At 40.9% G+C, this 17192-nt stretch carries 22 protein-coding genes; 19 read left to right on the forward strand and 3 right to left on the reverse strand.

Annotated elements, in window-relative coordinates; all coding sequences use genetic code 11:
- The first annotated feature begins 286 nt into the window (after window positions 1–286).
- From tkt to CXF76_RS16860, 8 genes are all read left to right on the forward strand, one after another.
- On the forward strand, window positions 287–2278 hold the full coding sequence (tkt, locus tag CXF76_RS16825; RefSeq protein WP_024608023.1) for a transketolase: 1992 nt from the start codon (window positions 287–289) through the stop codon (window positions 2276–2278).
- A gap of 184 nt (window positions 2279–2462) precedes the next feature.
- The gene (gene ppnP / locus CXF76_RS16830) at window positions 2463–2777 is read left to right on the forward strand and encodes a pyrimidine/purine nucleoside phosphorylase (protein WP_024608024.1); all 315 of its coding nucleotides are present in this window, start codon (window positions 2463–2465) and stop codon (window positions 2775–2777) included.
- Window positions 2778–2954: 177 nt separating this feature from the next.
- Window positions 2955–3311, forward strand: coding sequence for a ribosome hibernation-promoting factor, HPF/YfiA family (hpf, locus tag CXF76_RS16835; RefSeq protein WP_007584763.1), 357 nt, complete (start codon window positions 2955–2957; stop codon window positions 3309–3311).
- Between the two features lie 468 nt (window positions 3312–3779).
- On the forward strand, window positions 3780–4955 hold the full coding sequence (locus tag CXF76_RS16840) for an NRAMP family divalent metal transporter (RefSeq protein ID WP_101164184.1): 1176 nt from the start codon (window positions 3780–3782) through the stop codon (window positions 4953–4955).
- Window positions 4956–5026: 71 nt separating this feature from the next.
- Window positions 5027–5482 (forward strand): GNAT family N-acetyltransferase, encoded by a 456-nt coding sequence (locus CXF76_RS16845; protein ID WP_101164185.1) that lies wholly within the window; start codon window positions 5027–5029, stop codon window positions 5480–5482.
- Between the two features lie 78 nt (window positions 5483–5560).
- Entirely contained in the window at window positions 5561–5893 is a 333-nt protein-coding gene (locus CXF76_RS16850) for a type II toxin-antitoxin system RelE/ParE family toxin (RefSeq protein ID WP_039486712.1), read from the forward strand.
- On the forward strand, window positions 5880–6194 hold the full coding sequence (locus CXF76_RS16855) for a helix-turn-helix domain-containing protein (protein WP_101164186.1): 315 nt from the start codon (window positions 5880–5882) through the stop codon (window positions 6192–6194). Before CXF76_RS16850 ends, CXF76_RS16855 begins: the two co-directional genes overlap by 14 nt.
- Window positions 6195–6200: 6 nt before the next feature.
- A complete protein-coding gene (locus tag CXF76_RS16860; protein WP_101164187.1) occupies window positions 6201–7010 on the forward strand; it encodes a hypothetical protein in 810 nt (269 codons plus the stop codon).
- A 194-nt stretch (window positions 7011–7204) separates the two neighbouring features.
- Here CXF76_RS16860 and CXF76_RS16865 read toward each other — a convergent pair whose 3' ends face one another.
- From CXF76_RS16865 to CXF76_RS16875, 3 genes are read right to left on the reverse strand one after another with little or no spacing between them, the layout of a single operon-like run.
- On the reverse strand, window positions 7205–8392 hold the full coding sequence (locus tag CXF76_RS16865; protein WP_101164188.1) for a vWA domain-containing protein: 1188 nt from the start codon (window positions 8390–8392) through the stop codon (window positions 7205–7207).
- A 1-nt stretch (window position 8393) separates the two neighbouring features.
- Complete coding sequence (locus tag CXF76_RS16870) at window positions 8394–9242, reverse strand: AAA family ATPase (protein ID WP_024610526.1); 849 nt, start codon at window positions 9240–9242, stop codon at window positions 8394–8396.
- Between the two features lie 52 nt (window positions 9243–9294).
- Entirely contained in the window at window positions 9295–9534 is a 240-nt protein-coding gene (locus CXF76_RS16875; protein WP_010554438.1) for a DUF1653 domain-containing protein, read from the reverse strand.
- Between the two features lie 60 nt (window positions 9535–9594).
- Here CXF76_RS16875 and CXF76_RS16880 point away from each other — a divergent pair, with 60 nt between their 5' ends.
- The 11 genes from CXF76_RS16880 (at window position 9595) to rpoS (ending at window position 17180) form a co-directional block, all read left to right on the forward strand.
- On the forward strand, window positions 9595–10074 hold the full coding sequence (locus CXF76_RS16880; protein WP_010554439.1) for a DUF2947 domain-containing protein: 480 nt from the start codon (window positions 9595–9597) through the stop codon (window positions 10072–10074).
- 74 nt (window positions 10075–10148) lie between these two features.
- Window positions 10149–10784: a hypothetical protein gene (locus CXF76_RS16885; RefSeq protein ID WP_002958964.1), complete on the forward strand. Its 636-nt coding sequence runs from the start codon at window positions 10149–10151 to the stop codon at window positions 10782–10784.
- Window positions 10785–10821: 37 nt separating this feature from the next.
- Entirely contained in the window at window positions 10822–11109 is a 288-nt protein-coding gene (gene ftsB / locus CXF76_RS16890) for a cell division protein FtsB (protein ID WP_007584772.1), read from the forward strand.
- A complete protein-coding gene (gene ispD, locus CXF76_RS16895; RefSeq protein ID WP_101164189.1) occupies window positions 11099–11800 on the forward strand; it encodes a 2-C-methyl-D-erythritol 4-phosphate cytidylyltransferase in 702 nt (233 codons plus the stop codon). The genes ftsB and ispD overlap by 11 nt, the downstream gene beginning before the upstream one ends.
- Complete coding sequence (gene ispF / locus CXF76_RS16900) at window positions 11797–12294, forward strand: 2-C-methyl-D-erythritol 2,4-cyclodiphosphate synthase (protein ID WP_010554441.1); 498 nt, start codon at window positions 11797–11799, stop codon at window positions 12292–12294. The genes ispD and ispF overlap by 4 nt, the downstream gene beginning before the upstream one ends.
- A complete protein-coding gene (gene truD, locus CXF76_RS16905) occupies window positions 12291–13343 on the forward strand; it encodes a tRNA pseudouridine(13) synthase TruD (protein WP_101164190.1) in 1053 nt (350 codons plus the stop codon). Before ispF ends, truD begins: the two co-directional genes overlap by 4 nt.
- Window positions 13324–14088 carry a 5'/3'-nucleotidase SurE gene (gene surE / locus CXF76_RS16910; protein ID WP_007584778.1) on the forward strand — a complete coding sequence of 255 codons (765 nt, stop codon included), beginning with the start codon at window positions 13324–13326 and terminating at the stop codon, window positions 14086–14088. Before truD ends, surE begins: the two co-directional genes overlap by 20 nt.
- Window positions 14078–14716, forward strand: a complete 639-nt coding sequence (locus CXF76_RS16915) for a protein-L-isoaspartate(D-aspartate) O-methyltransferase (protein WP_007584780.1) — start codon at window positions 14078–14080, stop codon at window positions 14714–14716. The genes surE and CXF76_RS16915 overlap by 11 nt, the downstream gene beginning before the upstream one ends.
- Window positions 14717–14725: 9 nt before the next feature.
- Window positions 14726–15304: a YqaA family protein gene (locus CXF76_RS16920; RefSeq protein ID WP_007584782.1), complete on the forward strand. Its 579-nt coding sequence runs from the start codon at window positions 14726–14728 to the stop codon at window positions 15302–15304.
- 41 nt (window positions 15305–15345) lie between these two features.
- Window positions 15346–16170 carry a peptidoglycan DD-metalloendopeptidase family protein gene (locus tag CXF76_RS16925; protein WP_101164191.1) on the forward strand — a complete coding sequence of 275 codons (825 nt, stop codon included), beginning with the start codon at window positions 15346–15348 and terminating at the stop codon, window positions 16168–16170.
- Between the two features lie 35 nt (window positions 16171–16205).
- Window positions 16206–17180: an RNA polymerase sigma factor RpoS gene (rpoS, locus tag CXF76_RS16930; protein ID WP_007584786.1), complete on the forward strand. Its 975-nt coding sequence runs from the start codon at window positions 16206–16208 to the stop codon at window positions 17178–17180.
- Window positions 17181–17192 lie beyond the last annotated feature (12 nt).

Consider the following 17192-nt stretch of genomic DNA (forward strand, 5'->3'; position numbering starts at 1 on the left):
TATTGCGCTTCACAAACGTCGGTATTAGCGCTAAAAAATTAAGGGGCGTATTTTATCGAAAACAAAACACCTTGCATAGTGTTTTTACGCCTAGACGTCTAAATAAAATTACTAATAACTTTTTGGTCTTAAAAAATATTCATAATGCCTCACTTTTATAGGGTTTTTAATTGCACACAGCCCCCACAATAAGTAAGAATGGTCGGTATAAACGAACCCAAGTTACTTGGGTGCATAAACAAACACATAAATACCCGCGCAAATACACATAAAGGTAGGAGAATTCATGCCATCTCGCAAAGAACTTGCAAATGCTATTCGCGTCTTGTCAATGGACGCAGTACAAAAGGCCAAATCTGGTCACCCTGGAGCCCCTATGGGCATGGCTGATATCGCAGAAGTATTATGGCGCGATTATCTAAAACATAACCCAACGAATCCAGAGTGGGCTGACCGTGACAGATTTATTCTTTCAAACGGCCACGGTTCAATGCTTATCTATTCTCTATTGCACCTAAGTGGTTACGACTTACCACTGGACGAAATTAAAAACTTCCGTCAAATGCATTCTAAAACACCAGGTCACCCTGAATATGGCTATGCACCAGGAATCGAAACTACTACGGGTCCATTAGGTCAAGGGATCACAAATGCCGTAGGTATGGCAATTGCTGAAAAAGCGCTAGCTGCACAGTTTAACCGTGAAGGTCACGATATTGTTGATCACTTTACCTATGCATTTATGGGCGATGGCTGCCTTATGGAAGGTATTTCTCATGAATCAGGTTCACTTGCAGGCACATTAGGTCTGGGTAAACTTGTTGCATTTTGGGATGACAACGGCATCTCAATCGATGGCGAAGTAGAAGGTTGGTTTACAGATGACACGCCAGCTCGCTTTAAAGCATACGGTTGGCATGTAATTAGTGGTGTTGATGGCCACGACAGCGATGCTGTAAGTGCTGCAATTGCAGAAGCAAAAAGCGTTACCGATAAACCTTCACTAATTTGTTGTAAAACAATTATTGGTTACGGCTCACCTAATAAATCAGGCAGCCATGATTGTCACGGTGCTCCACTAGGTGATGATGAAATTAAAGCATCTCGCGAATTTTTAGGTTGGACTGGCGATGCTTTCGAAATTCCTGATGATATTTACGCACAGTGGGATGGCAAAGAAAAAGGTCAACAGCTTGAATCAAGCTGGGACGAAAAATTTGCAGCATACGCAAAAGCATACCCAGAGCTTGCAGCTGAATACAAGCGTCGTATTAATAACGAACTTCCTGGCGATTGGGCTGAAAAATCTCAAGCGTATATTGAGCAATTACAAGCAAACCCAGCAAACCCAGCGTCTCGTAAAGCATCGCAAAATGCATTAAATGCGTTTGGTCCGTTATTACCAGAATTTATGGGTGGCTCAGCCGATTTAGCTGGCTCAAACTTAACAATTTGGGATGGCTCTAAAGGTTTAACACGCGATGATGCAAGCGGTAACTACATTTATTACGGTGTGCGTGAGTTTGGTATGTCGGCAATTATGAATGGTATTGCGCTTCATAAAGGTTTTATTCCTTACGGTGCTACGTTCTTAATGTTTGTTGAATATGCAAAAAATGCCGTACGTATGGCTGCATTAATGAAGCAACCAAGCATTTTTGTATACACGCACGATTCAATTGGTTTAGGTGAAGATGGTCCAACTCACCAACCAGTAGAGCAAATTGCAAGCATGCGTTTAACGCCTAACCTATACAACTGGCGTCCATGTGACCAAGTTGAGTCGGCAATTGCATGGCAACAAGCTATTGAGCGTAAAGATGGTCCTACATCGTTAATCTTTACTCGCCAAGGTCTTGAGCAACAAACGCGTGACGCACAGCAATTAGCAGATGTTAAAAAGGGTGGTTACATCCTTAGCTGTGACGGCAACCCAGAGATTATTTTCATTGCAACGGGTTCTGAAGTGCAACTAGCACAAGATTCAGCAAGTGAACTACGCAGCCTAGGTAAAAAGGTACGTGTTGTATCTATGCCATGTACTGATGCCTTTGAAGATCAAAGCGCAGCATACAAAGAAAGCGTATTACCGGCATCTGTTTCACGCCGCGTAGCAGTAGAAGCAGGTATTGCTGACTACTGGTACAAGTACGTAGGCCTAAACGGCGCAGTAGTAGGTATGACTACCTTTGGTGAGTCAGCACCTGCAGGCGAGCTGTTTGAGCACTTTGGTTTTACAGTGGCAAACATTGTAAGCAAAGCAAACGAGCTTTTTTAATCGCTTTGATTAAATAAAGTAAGTAATTGAAAAACCCGCACATGTTGCGGGTTTTTTTATGCCCTTACATGAAGCAACTTCACCTTGAACAATGCAGCTTTCCTTGCAAGAAAGTAAGCTATCAGGCAAGGTAGTGCGATAAAATTTATAAATAAAAATCTTAAATTAATAGCAGGAGCTAAAAATGCCAAAGTTCGATAACGTGAGTGTAGTAAAAAAAGCCAATGTATATTTTGACGGAAAAGTGTCAAGTCGTACCGTTATTTTAGGTGATGGCGAAGCGAAAACGTTAGGCTTTATGCAACCAGGTGAGTTTGTTTTTGATACAAACCAAAAAGAATGCATGGAGCTTTTAGCTGGCCAATGGGATATTTTATTACCAGGTACAAGTGAATGGAAAACATTTAACGCGGGTGAATCGTTTAATGTTGATGCAAATGTAAGCTTTAAAGTAAAAGTATCTGATTTTGCTGACTACTGTTGTTCGTACACAGATTAATCAGTACAGCTAGACGTCTGAAAGCCCATGCACTATGGGCTTTGCATAAACTTTGCGCAACACATGATTTAAATCACCAAAAACCGCAAATAAACCTCAAATATCTCTCTTTTTTCCTTGTGTTAATCTAAATAGCCCCCAATACTATTTATGAGGTAACAAATAAAAGGATACCCTATGAAAATTAATCTTTCTGGTCACCATGTTGAAGTTACTGACTCTATTAGAGAGCACATCAACGAAAAATTTTCAAAAATCGAGAGCCATTTCCCATCGCTTATTGCACTCGAAATTATTTTGTCTAAAGAACATCATAAAATCCAAGCTGAAATTAGCACTAATTATGAAGGCACGCGCATATCGGTAAAAGGGGAAAACGAAGTTATGTACCCTGCCATTGCAAGTGCAGCTAAAAAACTCGATGCAGCACTAAAACATCGAAAAGGGCAGATAAAAGCAAACTTACACGAAAAGCCTGTTAGCACTACACCTGAAATCGCACACGAGATCATCCAAGAGATGGATCTTAAATAAAATTTAGTCACAAAGTATTGTAAAAAAGAGCCGTATGGCTCTTTTTTATTGCCTGTAATTTAGGTAAGTTATGCGTTCTTGCAGTTTATTAATTATAAAGGTTAGGGTCTGTTTATCTTTCGAGGTTGAATTTACAGCTGTATGTTGGGCTTTTAGGCAAGGCAGAGCCTATGTAGTGTGGTTGTTCCCCATAAATAGGCGATAACGCAGCATAAAAGCCCAACATACGCTGCCCAAAGGGTTCTGCCTAGGGACGATTAACTCTTTATTACTCGATTTTTACTTAGCCCACTAGGTTACAAACCTCGCGCTGCGATTAAATCGCCCCTAGATTGAATAAATTTCAATCCTGAAAGGTCAACAGACCCTGATAAAAAGAACACACAACACACATATTTTGAGAAATTAATGCACACAACAAAAGCAGTATGGAAGTCTCGACTAGGTGCGCTTGGACCTGGAATACTCATGGCAACAGCCGCTATTGGCGGTTCTCACTTAGTTGCCTCTACGCAAGCTGGGGCAATATTTGGCTGGCAATTATTTTGGCTTATCCTCGTTGTTAATGTTTTAAAGTACCCATTTTTTCGCTTTGGTATGGAATACACACTCGCCACTAAAAATAGCCTAGTGGAGGGCTATAAAAGCAAAGGCCCGTTTTACTTCTACAGTTTTATTGGCTTAAACATTGTAGCCGCCATTGTTAATACCGCCGGCGTATTGCTGCTTACTGCAAGCTTACTGCATTACGCCTTACCCATGGTTATTGAAGTAACCTTGCTTTGTTGGATGCTGCTGGGTGTATGTTTAGTTATATTGCTACTTGGACACTTTAAAGCGCTAGATAAAGTTGCCAAAGGCATTATGGGGCTGCTTACGCTCGCTACTTTGATTGCCCTTGCCATTGCATTTAGTAACGGCCCAATGGCACCTGCTGATTATGTGGGACCTTCACCGTATGAACTTGCCATGCTTAGCTTTATGGTGGCTTTAATGGGCTGGATGCCAGCCCCTATCGAAATATCGGCATTAAGTTCTTTATGGCTAAAAGAAAAACAAGCGCAGCAAACAGTTTCTAAAAGCCAAGGCTTGTTCGATTTTAACGTAGGTTACTGGCTTACAGCTGGCTTAGCCTTGGTATTTTTTAGCTTAGGTGTATTAGTGCAGTACGGGCAAACCAGTAGTATAGAACTCGGCGGTGTCGCGTTTGCCAAGCAGCTTATTGATATGTACGCATTAACAATAGGCGAGTGGGCAAGGCCGCTTGTATCAGCAATCGCCTTTTTATGTATGTTTGGCACTACACTCACCGTGCTAGATGGCTACGCCCGTACGCTTAACGAATCTCATAAACTACTTGGCTTTAAGCAATCAAAACACAGTCTAAATATTTGGTTAATACTACAAGCACTTGCCGGTATGGCCGTTATTTTATTTTTTAAATCAGCCCTTGGCCCCATGCTTACGTTTGCTATGACACTTTCATTTGTTACAACGCCTGTATTTGCATGGCTCAACTTTAGCCTTGTGCGATCAGAGCCTGCTATTAAGCATAGCGTTTTACTACGTAGTTTAACGTGGTTAGGTTTGGTGTACTTAGTTGGGTTTGCTGTCGCTTTTGTAGTGTGGAAACTAGCATTCTAAATACAGCCACTTACTTTAGGGTTTTAATTAAAGCCCTAAAGCATTAAATTCTAGGATTAAACGAGGTATAAATGGATATTAGAATAGGTGAACTTTCAAACCCACACGTTATAAAGTTACTACAAGCGCATCATAACGATATGTTAAAACACTCGCCCGTTGAGAGCGTACATGCACTTGATGTGAGTAAACTCACTCAGCCCGATATAACTTTTTATAGCTTATGGATTGATAATAATTTAGCGGGTGTTGGCGCTTTAAAAACGCTAAATACAACGCATGGCGAAATTAAGTCAATGCGCACATCAAGTAATTATTTACGCCAAGGCATAGCCGCTAAGTTACTCACGCATATTATTGAGCAATCAACACTGCGTGGTTATAAAACACTAAGTTTAGAGACCGGTACCGCAGAGGCATTTTTACCCGCGCAAAAGCTTTATACTCAGTTTAGTTTTAAAGAATGCGAACCCTTTGGTGATTATGAGCTAGACCCGTACAGTTTGTTTATGAGTAAAGCGCTTTAGCTAAAGCAAAAAATACCTGCCGTTACTTGTTTAAAATCTTTAATTGAATTTATACGTTATCTGCGTATACTTTAATATATGAAAAGCCTATTTGTTGAATCAAACATATTCGAAAAGTACCGAGAGTTGTACTTGAGTGATGACGAGTATCGTTTATTTCAAGCAGATCTAATGGTTAACCCAAAACAGGGCGATGTTATTCAAGGAACAGGCGGCTTACGTAAAATACGAGTTGCGAGCAAAGGAAAGGGTAAACGTGGTGGTTCAAGAGTTATATATTATTACTTGGATGACAAAAGACGTTTTTATTTACTCACTATTTACAGTAAAAACGAAGTAACCGATTTAACAGCAGATCAGAAAAAGCAATTAAAAGAATTCTTAGAGGTGTGGCGCAATGAGCAAACGTGATTTATTTTCAGAATTAACTACAGCACTGAATGATGCTAAAGCGCATTCACAAGGAAAGCTTACGTTACGTACTCATACGGTAAATAATATTACCGACCTTGCTATCTCACCTGATGAAATAGTAAATATTCGAGAAACATTTAATATGTCGCGCGGTGTATTTGCAAACATTCTACATACCTCAGCAAGAACGCTCGAAAACTGGGAACAAGGACGCAGTGCACCGAATGGGCAAGCGATAACATTGCTAAAGCTTGTGCAGCGTCATCCTGAAACATTGAATCATATAGCTGAGTTGTAGATCCTTATGAAATACAACGCCATTGAAATTGAATCAATTCAGCTGAAAGTTATAACAGAAGCAATAGATGAAATGGTGAATCATGAGGCCATGAATTTCCCGAAACGAAATACTGATGTCATCGTAGGTTTTTCGTCAAGTACTCACAAAAAAGTATTTAACATCTTACTTGTGGATTTCTTATCCAATCTTGATAAAGGTTTATTTAATAACTCTTCGTCTTGTCTCAAGGCATTAAGAGAAGTATGTGACAGACCATCCTTCAATGCCAGCAACTCAATTGCTTGTCTCAAAAAAAATGTTTTTATTCTTAAAGAATGGCTTGAGGAAGAAGTTAGCGTAGATACGTGGTTTCCTTCTATAGAGCTAAATATAGACTTAAAAATTCGACGTTTTGATTTTATAAAAATCTGCGGTAATACCTGCAAGCACAGTCTTGGCTGGCTTACTAAAACAGCAAATGATCTCCGCAAAATATTTCAAAAGAATGGTAAAAACATATCAGAAGAAGAATCATTCCTAGCGCTTGAAGACTTCCATGAAAGGTTTCATACAGACATATTAAGCTACCACGCTAGCTACCTTTGCGAAATGATAAATAATATACGCTGGGGGATACACTTTTATTTGCTTCCAGAATTTCAGCGTAGTCATACATGGATAAATAGAGATGAAGGTAGTTATAAGTACTTGATTCCTGATAACATAAAAACCCAGTTTACGAAAAACTGTTACTGGGAGTTAATGAATGAAGTTAGGAGAAAACCTTATGTTCAACTGTTCTCCGCTGATAAACATCTTAAAATTGAGTATTAAGTGATTTTCGGGGTACAACAATTTTGTTGTCTTCGATGGCGCAATTTATGCGAGTATTATTTGCAACGCGGTAAGTCGTGTTGTTTTTAGTAAATTCATCATTTTTGTCGGATAAGTGGCGAAGCCACCCAACAGAGTTTCAGATAAACGCTTTGAGGGTCCGCTGCTGGCACTGAACTGTCGTTAATTCGCATCTAACTTAGCTCTTTTATTGCTCTACTTATCCCATCTAAGCTCAGCGCATACATGCGGTTGTTCATTAACTCTTTTATAAAGCCAATTGATTGATAGTACGGCCAGTGTTCAACGGGTTGTGGGTTGAGCCAGGCGACTTTATCAAAGTGGTTTGTGACTCGTTGTAACCATGCACTGCCGGGCTCTTCATTGTAGTGTTCTACCGAGCCGCCCGCATAAGCTATTTCGTAAGGTCCCATAGTGGCGTCACCGACAAATATTACTTTATAGTCGCTGGTGAACTTGTTTATGAGCGTCATGGTGTCAATCACGTTTGAATGGCGGCGCGCGTTGTCTTGCCAAACGTGCTCGTATAAACAGTTATGAAAGTAGTAAAATTCTAAATGTTTAAATTCGCTGTGGGCTGCGCTAAATAGCTCTTCGCAGGTATGAATGTAGTCATCCATTGAGCCGCCAATATCAAACAGCATGAGTACTTTTACTGCATTGTGGCGCTCGGGCGCCATTTTTACATCAAGCATGCCACCTTGCTTTGCGGTAGCGCGAATAGTCTCGTTTAAATCTAGCGTGTCGCTTGCGCCAGTGCGGGCAAACTTACGTAACTTTTTAAGGGCGAGTTTAACTGTGCGCGAACTAATTTCTCTGTCGGTGTCGAGGTTTTTGTATTCTCGTTTGTCCCACACTTTTACCGCTTGGCGATTACGGTTGCCGTCTTGCCCTATGCGCATGCCTTCTGGGTTATAGCCGTACGCACCAAAAGGTGATGTGCCGCCAGTGCCCACCCATTTATTGCCGCCTGCGTGGCGTTTTTGTTGCTCTTCTAAACGCTCTTTTAGGGTTTTCATAAGCTCGTCGAGTCCGCCCATGGCTTTAAGTTGGGCTTTTTCTTCCTCGCTTAGGTTTTTTTCGAATTCTTTACGTAGCCAGTCTTCAGGTAAGTTGTGCTGTTGCTTTAAGCTCTCGAGCAAATCGAGGTCAGCAATACCACTAAAATAGTCGCTAAAGGCTTTGTCAAATCGGTCAAAGTGCGTTTCGTCTTTTACCATTATGGTGCGTGCTAAATGGTAAAAGGCGTCTACGTCGGCAAATATAACGCCTTTTTTTAAGGCGTTTATTAAATCGAGTAGCTCGCGCAGGCTTACTGGTAAACGGTATTTACGTAGCGTGAAAAAAAACTGTACTAACATGTTAGCGACGACTCATAAACGCGAGTTTTTCGATTAGGCTTATGTCTTGCTCATTTTTAAGTAATGCGCCAAACATTGGCATTAAACCGCCTTTTTTAGCTTTGTCGTGCAGTGTTTTAGCGTCTATGTCTTCTGCCATAAGCAGTTTAAGCCAGTCGAGTAATTCGCTGGTGGATGGCTTCTTTTTAAGGCCGTTAGCTTCGCGCAGATTAAAAAACACTTCAAGTGCTTGGCGTACTAAATCCTGTTTAACGTTAGGGTAGTGCACGTCAATAATTTGCTGCATTTCATCGCTGCTAGGAAAATCAATGTAATGAAAAAAGCAGCGGCGTAAAAATGCGTCCGGTAATTCTTTTTCGTTATTTGATGTGATGATCACAATAGGGCGCTCTTTTGCGACAATACGCTCGTTAGTTTCATAAACATGAAACTCCATTTTATCGAGCTCAAGTAGTAAGTCGTTTGGGAACTCTATGTCGGCTTTGTCTATTTCATCAATTAATAGTACTGGGCGTTTGCCATTAAGCTCTGCATATGTAAACGCTTGCCAAAGCTTACCTTTAACGATGTAGTTACTAATGTTGTGTACGCGCTCGTCACCTAATTGGCTGTCGCGCAGGCGCGAAACCGCGTCGTACTCGTATAAGCCTTGCTGCGCTTTAGTGGTCGATTTTATGTGCCACTGAATAAGCGTGGTATCTAGGCTTTTAGCCAACTCCTCAGCCAGCATAGTTTTACCTGTGCCAGGTTCGCCTTTAATTAAAAGTGGTTTTTCAAGCATAATGGCAGCATTTACAGCTTGTTTAAGCGCGCTACTCGCTATGTAATTGTCAGTTGAATTAAATTGCACGGTGTACCCTTGTCTGGTCTGAGGAGTAAGTTGTTTTGCTATAATGCCATAGTTAAACGGCAGGTCCAAGGTAGGCAAAACGCGGTATGACCTCACCTTCTTTTTCAACAGTTTCTAAAAACATACTAAGTGGGCGCGCCCACATACCAAATTCACCATATAGCGCTTGATAAATCACAAGCTGCTCCTCGGTTTCGCTATGGGTGGCAACATGAACAACTTTGTATTGCGGCCCTTTGTAGTGTTGGTATATGCCTGGTTTGAGTGAAAGTGGTTTTATTGCTGTAGTCATGTTTTGATCTCTTGTATAATTTGGCTTTGCACTTTTAATGTTAACTAATTTGCCAATACTATGAACTATATTTCGCTAGATGATTACAAAAAAGCATGGGTTTTTCGTCATAAAGACTTACCTGTATCAGATGAAGACGCAGTAAAAATAAAGCCTATGGGAGATGAGCGCGCAGCCGTACTTTGGACAACCATGGTAAGCCGTGAGTTTGATCACCCAGATTTTTTTGAAGACACCGATTGGTGTGGCCAAGAAAAAAGCTTTAGCCAAGAAGTAGATTGGCAAGATGCGTGGGAAAATGGTGATGCGCAACCACCAGAAGCAATCTTAACGTTTTTAGATTGGGAAGCTAACACCACTGTTTATTTTTGTATGGCACGCGATAATATTATCGAAACAACATTTGATGTATTTAAACGCAATTGGCAAAACTTTATGTTTTTAGCTGATGGCAGTTTGCTGATTGGTAAAAAGCGTAATACGGTTGTGCAATTTTTAGAATCAGGTAAAGCAAAATTAGGTGAAAAGCCAAGCGCTTAATTAGTGCGCTGCGCTTAAAAAACATTCAATACTGTGTTATAAAACATTTATCTGAATATTTTTGAGTACAGCTTTTGGTCGCTAAAAATCAGTCACTTGGTGCTCAGCAGCAAGTTGAAATTTGGCAAACTGATGCACAAAAAGTGTTGTATGCACAATTGTGCAATGCGTTTTATCAGCGTGAGGTTCAGCGATTAGTTGCAGAGCCTAATGCCGATAAACTGCGCCGTCAGTTAAAAAGCCTACCTTATTATATTGAGCGAGCTGCAACGTTAGTTGCCAATGGTGACACGCCTTTTACGCTGGACGCGCAAAATGGTACGTGGCTTGAAAAGCAAAAACCGACCCCACCCGATGTGAATGTTCAAGCTAATGAACTTTTTTATCAAACGTATGCCAAAGTGGGGCTTATAGTGCCCGTTATATTACATGGCTACGATCAGGTGCGTCTTAGAATAGACAGTATCGATCAGTTAGGCGAAAATAAGCTGCATTGTAACGAGCTTGGTTGGTTTGATTTTTTAGGAAATGGGCTAGAGCAGCAAAATGCTCAGTTAATAAAGCCAAGTAAAGTGAGTTTAACCGCTGCATGTTGCGGGCATCAGTGGCAATTTTCGAAGCGTTGTATGCCACGGGTTTTATCACTACGCGAAATGCTTTTAGCGGGTAGTATTAATTGGCGCAATTTAAAGCGCCCCTTAGCGTATTAAAGTTAAGGTATTTGGAATTTAAAATAAGGAGTGTTAAATGCGTATTTTTCAAGTTGGCTTACTGTGCTTAGCACTGTTTGTACAATACAGATTATGGTTTGGTCATAATGGTTTACAAGACTACACACGGCTAAAAGGTGCTGTAGCGTCGCATCAAGAAACCAACGAAAAGCTCATTAAACGTAATAAAGTACTTAAAGCAGATATTGAAGATTTAAAGCTTGGCCAGGAAGGCATTGAAGAGCGTGCACGCAACGAATTGGGAATGATTAAACCGGACGAAACATTTATTCGTGTTTTACCGGGCAAACAATATGACAAATAAACAGACTATTGCAGCAATTGTACCTGCTGCGGGCGTTGGCAGTAGAATGCAGCACAATGCGCCTAAGCAATATATACAATTAGCCGGTAAAACCATTTTAGAACACACCTTAGCTAAACTTTCTCAATTATCTCAATTACGCACTATTGTTGTTGCCCTTAGCGACAGCGACCCCTATTTTGACGAACTCCCACTGCTTGATAAGCGCATTGTGCGAGCCAGTGGCGGTAAAGAGCGTGCAGATTCAGTACTCAATAGCTTACTTTTTTTAGCGCCTAACCCGCCTACATGGGTGTTGGTGCACGATGCTGCCCGCCCGTTAGTTAATATTAGTGATATAGAACGCTTAATTGATGAATGCATGTGTGCTGATGAAGGCGGTATTTTAGCTAGCAAAGTAAAAGACACTATAAAACGTGGCCACACACATGCCCTACAAACTGTGCCACGAGACGATTTATGGCAAGCACTTACCCCACAATTTTTTAAATATGACGAGCTTAAAAATGCACTTCAAAACGCATTAGCAAGTGGGGCAACTATTACAGACGAAGCCAGTGCTATTGAATGGGCGGGCAAACCGGTAAAGCTTGTGGCAGGGCGCAGCGATAATATTAAAATAACCACGCCAGAGGATTTAGATTTGGCTGGGTTTTTATTACATAAACAACAAAACGAGAGTGCATTATGATACGAATTGGCCATGGTTTTGACGTACATAAATTTGGCGGCGAAGGCCCGTTAACTATTTGTGGTGAAAAAATTGATTATCCACAAGGCTTTTTAGCGCACTCAGATGGCGATGTCGCTATTCATGCATTATGTGATGCTATTTTAGGCTCGCTTGCAATGGGTGATATTGGTAAGCACTTTCCAGATACGGCTAGCGAGTATGAAAATATCGACAGCCGTATTTTACTTCGCCATGTGGTGAGCTTAGCTAAAGAGCAAGGTTATGTAATTGGCAATGGCGATGTGACTATTGTTGCACAAGCGCCAAAAATGCTGCCACACATTCAAGCTATGCGTGCTAATTTAGCCAGCGATTTAAATTGTGACCTTAGCCAAATTAACGTTAAAGCCACTACTACCGAAAAGCTAGGCTTTGAAGGGCGCAGGGAAGGCATTTCTAGCCATGCGGTGGTTATTATGAGTAAAGAGCTTGCGAGTACAAAAAACGCATGAGCGATTTAAATTATTTATACGGTGCACCGCTTTCTAAAGCTGATTTTAAAACCACTGCTGAAGACTTTATGGTTGATGAAGACCTAGGTATAGAATTTACCGGCAGTGGCGAACACGTGTGTTTACAGGTGGTTAAAAAAGGCGAAAATACGCAATACGTTGCAAAGCTAATTGCACAACGTGCGGGTGTTTCACCGCGAGACGTAAGTTACGCCGGCATGAAAGATCGCCACGGAGTGTGCTCACAGTGGTTTAGTGTAAAAGTACCGATTAAAAAGCCTATCGATTTTAGCGATTTAAATAGCGAGAGTATTTTTATTGTGTCGCAACAGCGCCACGACCGTAAATTACGTACGGGTTGCCACAAAGGTAATAGATTTACTATTACGCTTCGTAATGTAACCAAGCCCCTTGATATTTTATGCCGTATTAATGCAGTACGCGCAGGTGTGCCTAATTACTTTGGTGAACAACGCTTTGGGCATGGCGGTCATAACTTAGTAATGGCTGAAAAAATGTTTGCTGGGGAGCGCATTCGCGATAAAAAACTGCGCGGCATTATTATTTCAGCAGCGCGTTCTCATGTGTTTAATCAAATAGTAAATTTACGTGTTAAAGAGCATGGTTTAGCTAAAACAATGCACCGTGAAGTATTTATGCTCAGCGGCAGTAATGCATTTTTTGAAGATGTAATTAACGACGAAAACATAGAACGATTAGCCACTGGCGATATTATGATGTCGGCACCTATGGTGGGGAAAAGCGAAAAAGGTTTGACCGAACAAGAAAAAATATGGCTTGAACCTTTCCAAACATGGTGCGATGGCTTAGGTGAGCTAGGCCTTAAAAATGAGCGCAGAATGCTGCGTTTAATTCCGCAAAACTTAACGGTTGAGACCATAGATGAAACCAGTTTAAAACTGAGTTTTGGTTTGCCAAAAGGGTGTTTTGCAACTGCATTATTACGTGAGCTGGTGGATTATAAAGATGCTAGCCCTCGAGAGCGTAAAGAAAAGGATAATGACATAAATGAAGATACTGTTAAGTAACGATGATGGCGTAAATGCTAAAGGCATTGCGGTTTTATATCAGGCGCTTATACAAATTGCAGATGTAACCCTTGTGGCACCTGATCGCAACTGTAGTGGCGCGAGTAATTCTTTAACACTAATGAACCCGCTACGAGCGACTACACTCGAAAATGGTTTTATGTCGGTTAATGGCACACCTACTGATTGTGTACATTTAGGTGTAAATCAGTTAGCTGATGAAAAACCAGACCTTGTTGTTGCTGGTATTAACCATGGTGCCAATTTAGGTGATGATACGCTTTACTCTGGCACTGTTGCCGCTGCAACTGAAGGTCGCCATTTAGGCTTACCTGCAATTGCAGTATCGCTTTGCTCACATAAGGGCGAGCATTTTGAAACAGCCGCTGCTGTTACCGTAAATATTATTAAAGGTTTGGCTTCGCATCCGCTTCCAAAAGATCAAATAATAAATATAAATGTGCCAGATATTCCACTAAGTGAATTAAAAGGGGTGCAAGTAACACGTTTAGGTGCTCGTCATAAAGCAGAAACCATGACCAAACAAACCGATCCTTGGGGTCGAGATATTTATTGGTATGGATCGCTGGGCATAGAAAGCGATGCAGGTGAGGGTACCGACTTTTACGCAATCAATAACGGTTATGCCTCTGTTACGCCATTAAGTGTTGATATGACAGCCAAAGACAGCCTAAAAGCAGTAGGAGACTGGTTAGCCGATTTGGAGATTAATCGTGCTCGCTAATTATACCCGCAGTGCAAAAGCGCTATCTGACTTACTAAAGCGCGAAGGCGTTGAAGATACACAAGTACTGAGTGCTATAGCTGATATTCCGCGACACATATTCGTAGACGATGTGCTAAAACACAAAGCTTATGAAAATACGGCGCTACCTATTGGGCAAGGGCAAACTATTTCCCAGCCTTATATAGTAGCGCGCATGACAGAGCTACTTCGCTTAGCTGGTGTGCGCAATAAAGTGCTGGAAATTGGTACTGGCTCTGGATATCAAACTGCAATATTAGCCAAAACGTTTACAAAGGTTTATTCGGTAGAGCGTATTAAAACGCTTCAGTGGCAGGCAAAGCGTCGATTGCAGCAACTCGATTTATATAATGTAACCATGAAGCATGGTGATGGTTGGCAAGGCTGGCAATCACAAGCACCTTTTGATGGTATTATAGTGACTGCTGCGGCCTCTAAAGTTCCGCAAGACTTACTTGCTCAGTTAGCCGATGGAGGCGTGTTATTAGCGCCCATTGGTGAGAGCGATCAAAAATTAGTAATGGTTATCCGCGAAGGCGATAATTATAAAGAGCATGTTATTGCTCCCGTTAGATTTGTGCCGTTAGTACCTGGCGATATTGAATAGGAATTCATTTTGAAGTTGTTTACCAAGTTATACGATATGGCCCTAGTGTGGGCAAAGCACCGCCATGCGGAACGTTATTTAGCTGCAATGAGCTTTGCAGAGTCAGTTTTTTTTCCGATACCGCCTGATGTAATGCTTGCACCTATGTCGCTTGCACAGCCCAAAAAAGCATGGCGTTTTGCAAGCTTTGCCACAATAGCATCGGTTGTTGGTGGAGTAGTTGGTTATTTGCTTGGTTTTTGGCTATTTGAACCCGTTGTTGAGCCATTGATTGCACAAATGCACTGGCAAGAAAAGTTTGATATCGCATTAAATTGGTTTAAAGATTACGGTGTTTGGGTTGTGTTTTTAGCTGGTTTTTCGCCTATACCATATAAAGTATTTACCATTGGCGCAGGTGTTTTACAAATGGCATTTTTACCATTTTTACTCGCATCGGCGATTGGACGTGGTGCGCGATTCTTTTTAGTTTCAGCCTTAATGAAGTGGGGCGGGGCTAAAATGGAAGCAAAATTACGTCAATATATTGAAATACTTGGTTGGGGATTAGTGGTATTAATTGCGCTAGCGTACTTTTTATTGCGTTAAGCGTTAAAAATATCAATTGTCTAATTTGGGAGAAAAATACAATGAATAAACAGTTTTTACTGTATGTGACTATATTTGTTGGTGTTTTTCTTTCTGGTTGCTCTTCTCGCCATATTCCAGCGCCTGTTAGCAGCCTAAATAATAATGTTAATGATTTAGGTCATACCATTAACATAAATGGCGATGTTTATAAGGTGCAAAAAGGTGATACGCTCTATTCAATAGCCTTTAGCGCCGGTAAAGATTTTAGATTACTTGCAAAAAACAATTCAATTCCATCACCTTACACAATTTTCCCTGGGCAAAACATCTCCTTAACCCCCAAGCCCGAAAAAACAAAAAGGGATGAAAAATATACGAATTCGAGTAAAAAGTCTATAAAAAACACACAAAAAAATAACATAATATTAAAGAAAGAGCTTGATCCTCCAAAACAACGAGAGTATGTTCAGAAACAAGCCAGTAACAAAGTTAGTAATGCTAAACGTTTGTCGAGCAGTAAAGTTAATTGGTTTTGGCCTGCAAAGGGCAAAATTACCAAACGCTTTTCTAATAAGGAAAACGGTTATAAAGGTTTACAGATTACTAATCGTAAAGGGGCTTCAGTCTTAGCTGCGGCACAAGGAACAGTGGTATACGCGGGTAACGCTCTACGAGGTTATGGTAGTTTAATCATATTGAAACATAATGATGATTACCTAAGTGCTTATGCACATAACTCGAAATTACTTGTTAAAGAAAAGCAGAAGGTTAAGGCAGGACAAAAAATAGCAGAAATTGGTAATTCAGAATCTCCGGTCACCGCGCTTCGTTTTGAAATTCGCTACCGAGGGCAAGCTGTCAATCCTGCTAAATACCTACCCTAATTTTCAGGTATTGATAATTGCTCGGGAGAAGGCTTATGGCTAGCGCAGCAAAACTTGACAAACACACTACGACTGACGAGAAATTCGATGACATCGCTGCTGATGAAAGCACAACTTTACTAGATAAAGTAGAAGACGATGAAATCTTTGCAAAAGAAGAAGTAACTAAAAACCTTGATGCAACCCAACTTTATTTAGGCGAAATTGGTTTTTCTCCTTTGCTTAGCGCAGAAGAAGAAGTGTTTTTTTCTCGCAAATCACTTCGAGGTTGTGAAGCCTCACGCAAACGTATGATTGAAAGTAACTTACGTTTAGTTGTTAAAATAGCACGCCGTTACAATAACCGTGGCCTTGCTCTACTCGATTTAATTGAAGAAGGTAACTTAGGCTTAATTCGCGCTGTTGAAAAATTTGACCCTGAACGTGGCTTTAGATTTTCTACTTACGCTACATGGTGGATACGTCAAACAATTGAACGTGCCATTATGAACCAAACGCGTACCATTCGCTTACCTATCCATGTAGTTAAAGAGCTTAATGTTTACTTACGTACAGCGCGTGAATTAACTCAAAAACTTGACCATGAACCAACAGCTGACGAAATTGCAGCTTGCCTAGACAGACCCGTTGAAGACGTAACTAAAATGCTACGTTTAAACGAGAGAATAGCATCGGTTGATATGCCGATTGGTGGTGAAAACGACAGTGTACTGCTTGATATCATCCCAGATGAAAAAAGTGCAGGCCCTGAAGGCGAAGTACAAAATAATGATATTAATAAACACATTGTAGATTGGTTAGGTGAATTGAACCCTAAACAACGCGAAGTGTTAGCTCGTCGATTTGGATTACTTGGCTACGAGCCATCTACACTTGAAGATGTAGGTCGTGAAATAGGCTTAACACGTGAGCGTGTAAGACAAATTCAGGTAGAGGCATTACGTCGTTTAAAAGACATTTTGCAACAAGAAGGTTTAAGTACAGATAGCTTGTTTAATCAGTTTTCGTAACTAGTTAAATAG

Origin of the sequence: Pseudoalteromonas sp. 78C3, from assembly GCF_002836695.1 — a bacterium.
Lineage (GTDB): Bacteria > Pseudomonadota > Gammaproteobacteria > Enterobacterales > Alteromonadaceae > Pseudoalteromonas > Pseudoalteromonas arctica.